Source organism: Salinivibrio sp. IB872 (genome assembly GCF_001995345.1).
GTDB classification, from domain to species: Bacteria; Pseudomonadota; Gammaproteobacteria; order Enterobacterales; family Vibrionaceae; genus Salinivibrio; species Salinivibrio proteolyticus.
In genome coordinates, this window is the sequence record NZ_MUFO01000073.1 from 1 (window position 1) to 7099 (window position 7099).

A 7099-nucleotide genomic window follows, 5' to 3' on the forward strand; every position below is an offset into this window, starting at 1 on the left:
GTTTGGACCAATCTTTGAATTTAATAGAAAATTTAAATTTAACCAGTAATAAAATAAAAGTCGATGGTGAAATTAATGATGCCGCGTCATTTTCTGGTTTTTTTCATTTTTCTTAGTGTTGTGTTGTTGTGCTTCATTCCGTTGGTTACTGGTAAATCAGCTAGGTGGATACCGAAGATTGTTTTCTTTTTTGTTGGACTGATAGTATTTATTGCTTTTTGTCTGGATGGTTTTTGAACGTTGGATTAAAGAAAAGCCTAATTGAACATGGTTATGTCGAGTGTTTATCTGAACGGCAGTTAACTTTAAAATACTCTAGTCGGACTTACGCTTTGTCACCTGACATATGTTCTTCTGAGTGATTGCTACGATAAACATAAATCTTTTATAGAGAACAAGAACGCTCTTAATAATTAAAGGTACTCGCAGATTCAGCCGCGAAGTGCAACACTCTGAACATGTACTTGTAGGCAAGCCGGCTAGCCTGTTTTGGAATATATCCATTTTACCGGCAATGGCTCTGATCTTCGGGCTGTTTTTCGGTTTTTGTAGCAATGACGTCAATCGTTGATGGATAGTGCGATCATAAAAAATGCCAGTCAGAAAACTGACTGGCATTGTTATTAGTTGGCAAAGCTTACTTCGCTACCTAGCGAGCCTTATTCCCACTCGAATATCAATGAGAATAAAATAAACCTATATAACAGCTAGTTAGAAAGGTGTCTTTTCTCAATGCCATCATCTATGCCAGGCGCAGAATTTTTTTAACTTTTTGCTGATTGTCGAAGTATTTCATAACATTACAAACTCATACCATAGTAGCTTGTTCCGTAGTTCTTTTACGACTACCAACCACCAAAGCAAGACTTAGCAGCGTAATTAATGAAGCAGATAAATAAAGCGTACTAATATTCCAATGGTCTAAAATTCCTGCTCCTAATACGGCTCCCGTACCAACAGCACCATTGAAAATAGCAGCATAAATAGCTGAAGCTGGTAATGCATCGTCTTTGGCTAATCGGATGATCCATGTTTGAAGACCAACGAATAGTATCGCAACACCAATGCCCCATCCGGATACGAGCAGCAATGTCATGATTTTGCTGTTAACAGTCGGAAGGCTAATTAACATCAAACACAACGAAATAAGTAGAAGCCCTGTGCCAAGGACTCTCTTTAAGTGGTTGTCTATATACATTCCGCACATGAAGTTGCCGACTATGCCAGCAATACCAAATGTCAACAGACAGATAGAGATCCAACTGTTTGGCAGGGCAATCACTGAAGAAAGTAGCACCTCAACATAAGTAAATGCAGCAAAGTGTGAAACGATACCACAAGCCGCAATGAGGTATACGATTCTCAACTTCGAATTTCGAAACACAGAGAAGAGTTGCCCCCTTCCCAAACGCGGTGTACCTGATACATGCGGAAGGCTTAGAGCCAGAGTTAATGCCGTAACAACAGATAATATTCCTAAAAGTGAAAATGATAATCGCCAGCCAGCATCAGCGCTTATCCAATTAATAAGTGGGACACCTAAAACACTCGCGGTTGAAACACCCCCGAAAATAATGGCAGTGGCTTTCCCCACGCTACTTTCTGAGACCAGCTGTGCGCCCAAAGTGCCAATCATTGCCCAGAAAGCACCATGAGCAAGAGCACCGACAAGCCTGGCAGCTAACAATACGCTAAAACTATGACTGACAGCCGCCACGCCATTGGACAGCCCCAACAATAGCATCAGTCCGACTAACAATGGTCGACGGGGTAAATGACTAATCATCATGACTGAAATTAAAGCGGCAGCGGCACCAAGCCATGCATACAAAGTAACAACTAACCCTGTAGAGCTAGCACTCTGCTGCATATCTTGTGCAATCGAAGACAACATACCTATTGGTGCTAACTCAGTAGCAACAACCGTAAATGACGCAATACCAAGCATAAAAACAGCGACCCAGCTGCGCCAATTTGTGTAGTTTAACGGGCTCAAGCGTTCACTCCTTTCATACCTTCAGTTGTATAACGCTCCCCTGCGGGCTGAAATTCTCGCACTGCTGATTCAATGCGGGCCAAATCCTCTGCCGTTAATACGACATCAGGAGCCCCCAAGTTATCGACCAAATGCTTCATTTTCTTTGTGCCCGGAATAGGTACGATGTCAGGCCCCTGTGCTAATAACCATGCCAATGCAATTTGTGCCGAAGAGCATGACTTACTACTGGCCATGCTAGCAACCACCTCTGTTAGCGGCCGATTTGCTCTTAGGTTATCAGGCGTGAATCTCGGTAATGATTGTCTTGCATCTTGAGGAGTAAAGTCACTGTCAGGCGTAATATTCCCTGTCAAAAAACCACGCTCTAATGGGGAATAAGGAACAAAACCAATACCTAATTCTCTACAAGTTGGCAAAACATCTTGCTCCACATCACGGGTCCACAGTGAATACTCGGTCTGCACGGCACTAATTGGATGAACAGCATGCGCTTTTCTCAGTGTACTTGCGCTGACCTCAGATAAGCCAATATTTGCAATTTTCCCCTCCTTAACCAATTGAGACAACGTAAAAACGGTTGTTTCTATAGGCACATTAGGATCTAATCGATGGATATAGTATAAGTCGATGCATTCAACACCTAAGCGGCGTAGTGAACTCTCACAAGCACGGCGAATATAATCTGGWCTATTATCAATTACTCGTTGGTACTCCTCAGGACGACGTACAATTCCACACTTAGTCGCAACTTTAATTGCAGCATGGCTTTCTTTCAAAAACTCTCCAAGTAGCTGCTCGTTATGATAATGGCCATAAGTATCTGCGGTATCTAAAAAAGTGCAGCCAAGATCAATAGCTTTATGGAGTACCGACTTGGATTCGGCGTCATTTCTGGGCCCATAGAATTCACTCATGCCCATACAGCCTAACCCTATCTCGGAGACTTCAAGACTTTGACCTAATACACGTTTCTTCATGATTGATATCCCTTGGTTTACGTTGAGATATTCAGTATATTTTCCGAAAGTGGAGGTTTATATGCACACAAACCGCAATCAGCTTTCCGAAAATGGAAATCAGCCCCCCCCGTCTTTGAATTGGGATGATGCCAGGATATTTCTCGCCATCGCTAGAGAAGGCACATTAAGTCGCGCAGCAAAGCGATTAAAGTTGGGGATTGCCACCACTTCTCGACGTTTAGAACGTCTGGAGTCGGCGCTACAGGTTTGCTTATTTACACGTGATCAGCAGGGCTATACATTAACCGATGAAGGCAGAGATCTGGTTTCATCGGCTGAAGCTCTAGAGCAAGCTGGCTTTGCTTTTGGGGATGCTACTTATCGTAATAATGATCAAGTGATGGGTAATGTCCGCCTAGCAACAGCGCAAGGATTAGCTGATCACCTCATTATTCCAGCCATGCCAAAACTTATTGCCACTCATCCCAATTTAACCGTGGAGATAGTCACGGGCGTGTCCACAGTTAACCTGCACCGACGCGATGCTGACATTGCTTTGCGTATGGTAAGACCGGAACGTGGTAATGTGAGCATCCGCCGACTAGGTACACTAGGGTTTGGGCTTTACGCCTCACAAGACTACATAAACAATAGAAAGAGCTCAGACACCACTAGCCTATCTTTCGAACATGATGATTTCATCGGGTGGTCTGAAATGCAGCAAAATTTGCCAACAGCACAATGGCTAACAAAAATGTTAAGAGGAAAGCCTTGCCGCTTGACCACAACCAGCCTATCGGCACAAATGAGCGCTGTAGAAGCAGGGGTTGGGATGGCGATACTCCCTCATTTTACCTCCAAGAAAAAAAACTTGGTTTGTGTGCAAGGAAATGTGGGGTGTGATCAGCCGATTTGGTTGGCTATTCACTCAGATTTAGCTCACTCACGCAGAGTTAGAGCTGTTGTCGATTTTCTGGATACACTGATTTCTGAAAACCAACAGTCATTATCCCCATAAAAAATGCCAGTCAGAAAACTGACTGGCATTCATTTATCCTCTAAAGGCTCTATTAACTATTAATAGTTAGCCCTACTCCCACTCAATTGTCGCAGGCGGTTTGCCGGAGACGTCGTAAACCACGCGGGAGATGCCGTCGACTTCGTTGATAATGCGGTTCGACACTTTGCCAAGGAAATCGTATGGCAGGTGTGCCCAGTGCGCGGTCATAAAGTCGATGGTTTCGACAGCACGCAAGGCAATGATCCAATCGTATTTACGGCCATCGCCCATCACGCCAACGGAACGTACCGGTAAGAAAACCGCAAAGGCTTGTGAGACTTTATCGTACAGATCGGCGTTGCGCAGTTCTTCGATAAAGATTGCATCCGCGCGACGTAAAAGGTCACAGTATTCTTTTTGGATCTCGCCCAGCACACGCACACCAAGGCCAGGCCCTGGGAATGGGTGGCGGTAAAGCATGTTGTAAGGCAGGCCTAGTTCAAGGCCAATCTTACGGACTTCGTCTTTGAACAGCTCTTTGAGCGGTTCAACTAAGCCCATTTTCATTTCTTCCGGAAGACCGCCCACATTGTGGTGCGATTTAATCACGTGTGCTTTACCGGTTTTCGAGGCTGCTGATTCAATCACATCCGGATAGATGGTGCCTTGCGCCAACCATTTGGCGTTTTTCATTTTGGTGGCTTGCTCGTCGAATACTTCAACAAACACACGGCCAATGATTTTACGCTTAGCTTCAGGGTCAGCTTCGCCTTTCAGCGCGTCAAGGAAGCGGTCTTCGGCGTTGACATGGACAATGTTGAGGCCGAAGTGGTCACCAAACATTTCCAGTACTTGCTCGCCTTCGTTAAGGCGTAGCAGGCCGTTATCCACAAATACGCACGTGAGCTTGTCGCCAATCGCGCGGTGAACCAGCATTGCCACTACTGAGGAATCAACGCCACCAGATAGGCCAAGGATCACTTCATCATCACCGACTTGCTCGCGAATACGCTCAACCGCATCTTCGATGATAGATGCAGGAGTCCATAGGCGCTCACAACCACAGATGTTCATCACAAACTGCTCTAGCATGCGTTTGCCTTGGCGAGTATGCGTGACTTCCGGGTGGAACTGTACGCCGTAGAAGCGCTTCTCTTCGTTAGCCATCGCCGCAAACGGACAGGTGTCGGTTTCAGCGATTTTGACGAAATCTTCTGGGATAGCGACCACTTTATCACCGTGGCTCATCCACACATCCAATAGCGCGGTGCCATCTTCTGCGATCGCATCTTCAATACCATCAAACAAAGCACTGTTGGCAACACGCTTAACTTGGGCATAACCAAATTCGCGGTGCTCAGAGCCGGCCACTTTACCGCCCAGTTGCTCAGCCATGGTTTGCATGCCGTAGCATACGCCAAGCACCGGCACGCCAGCATTAAAGACATACTCAGGCGCACGCGGTGAGCCAGCTTCAGCGACACTTTCAGGGCCACCGGAAAGGATGATGCCATCAGGGGCAAAATCACGAATATCTTGCTCTTCTACATCCCAGCTCCACAACTCACAATACACTCCGATTTCACGGACACGACGTGCAATCAGTTGCGTGTACTGGGAGCCAAAGTCGAGGATCAAAATACGTTGAGCATGAATGTTTTTGGTCATTATCTGGCTTTCTCAATTAAGTGGAACAAAGGGGCGTTGTCAGCCCTCTTGGACGAATAGAAAGCGGTGTGACCCTTAAGCCACACCGCCATACATTATCCGAGGCGATAGTTAGGCGCTTCTTTGGTGATGGTCACATCGTGAGCGTGTGACTCTTTCATGCCCGCGCCAGTCACGCGAACAAATTGCGCTTTGGTGCGTAAATCGTTGATGGTGGCAGAGCCAGTCAGACCCATGCATGAACGCAAACCGCCCATTTGTTGGTGGATGATTTCTTTCATCATGCCTTTGTAGTCTACGCGGCCTTCAATGCCTTCTGGGACCAATTTGTCGGCAGCATTGTCGCTTTGGAAGTAACGGTCAGATGAGCCTTTTGACATCGCGCCCACCGATCCCATACCACGGTACGATTTGTACGCGCGGCCTTGGTAAAGCTCAACTTCACCCGGTGATTCTTCCGTTCCTGCCAGCATGGAGCCAACCATCACACAGGATGCGCCAGCGGCAATCGCTTTACACATATCGCCCGAGAAGCGAATGCCACCGTCAGCAATGACCGGAATACCATATTCCTGCGCAACCGCTGCTGCATCACTGATAGCAGTAATTTGTGGTACGCCAACCCCGGTCACAATACGGGTGGTACAAATCGACCCTGGACCAATCCCTACTTTAACGGCATCAACACCAGCTTCAATCAGGGCACGAGCACCGTCTGCCGTGGCAACGTTACCCCCCACGATTTGCAGGTTTGGATACGCGGCGCGTGTATCACGAATGCGTTGTAACACGCCTTCAGAGTGGCCATGTGATGAGTCAATCAAAAGAACGTCAACACCGGCTTCCACCAAGGCGGCCACACGCTCTTCATTGCCCGCGCCAGCACCGACGGCGGCACCCACGCGCAGACGACCTTGCTCGTCTTTACAGGCATTTGGTTTGCTTTCTGCTTTCTGGAAGTCTTTTGCGGTGATCATGCCGCTTAGGTGGTGGTCTTGATTGACGACCAAGATTTTTTCTACGCGGTGCTGCTGCATCATTTGCTGAACTTGTTCTCGATCGGCACCTTCTTGCACCGTGGCTAAGCGCGACTTCGGCGTCATCACTTCATCAACACGCTTGCTCAAGTCAGACACAAAACGTACATCACGGCCGGTGATAATGCCGACAAGCTCTTTTTGTGCGTTAACCACTGGATAGCCGGCGAAACCGTTGCGTTCGGTGAGTGCTTTCACATCCGCAATGGTCATTTCTGGCGTCACTGTCACAGGGTTAGTGACCATGCCCGCTTCGTAAATTTTAACCAAGCGAACTTGCTCAGCTTGCTGTTCAATGGTCATGTTTTTGTGGATAAAACCAAGGCCACCTTCTTGCGCAAGTGCAATCGCCAGACGAGCTTCTGTCACCGTATCCATCGCTGCTGATAAAACAGGGATGTTCAGGCTAATAGAACGAGTCAGTTGGGTTCGCAGA

Annotated in this window: 5 protein-coding genes; 1 reads left to right on the plus strand and 4 read right to left on the minus strand. The window is 47.0% G+C overall.

Annotated elements, in window-relative coordinates; translation table 11 throughout:
- Positions 1 to 808 precede the first annotated feature (808 nt).
- On the minus strand, positions 809 to 1996 hold the full coding sequence (locus BZJ18_RS16415) for an MFS transporter (protein ID WP_077458360.1): 1188 nt from the start codon (positions 1994 to 1996) through the stop codon (positions 809 to 811).
- On the minus strand, positions 1993 to 2976 hold the full coding sequence (locus BZJ18_RS16420) for an aldo/keto reductase (protein WP_077458362.1): 984 nt from the start codon (positions 2974 to 2976) through the stop codon (positions 1993 to 1995). The genes BZJ18_RS16415 and BZJ18_RS16420 overlap by 4 nt, the downstream gene beginning before the upstream one ends.
- Between BZJ18_RS16420 and BZJ18_RS16425 the strand changes: the two genes are divergently transcribed.
- Positions 2975 to 3976: a LysR family transcriptional regulator gene (locus BZJ18_RS16425; protein ID WP_241825002.1), complete on the plus strand. Its 1002-nt coding sequence runs from the start codon at positions 2975 to 2977 to the stop codon at positions 3974 to 3976. The genes BZJ18_RS16420 and BZJ18_RS16425 overlap by 2 nt on opposite strands.
- Positions 3977 to 4048: 72 nt before the next feature.
- Here the strand turns inward: BZJ18_RS16425 and guaA are convergent, their stop codons facing one another.
- Together guaA and guaB are read right to left on the minus strand one after the other, a co-directional pair.
- Positions 4049 to 5626, minus strand: coding sequence for a glutamine-hydrolyzing GMP synthase (gene guaA, locus BZJ18_RS16430; RefSeq protein ID WP_077458366.1), 1578 nt, complete (start codon positions 5624 to 5626; stop codon positions 4049 to 4051).
- Positions 5627 to 5721: 95 nt separating this feature from the next.
- On the minus strand, positions 5722 to 7099 hold a 1378-nt coding region (gene guaB / locus BZJ18_RS16435; RefSeq protein ID WP_158011300.1), incomplete at its 5' end, for an IMP dehydrogenase.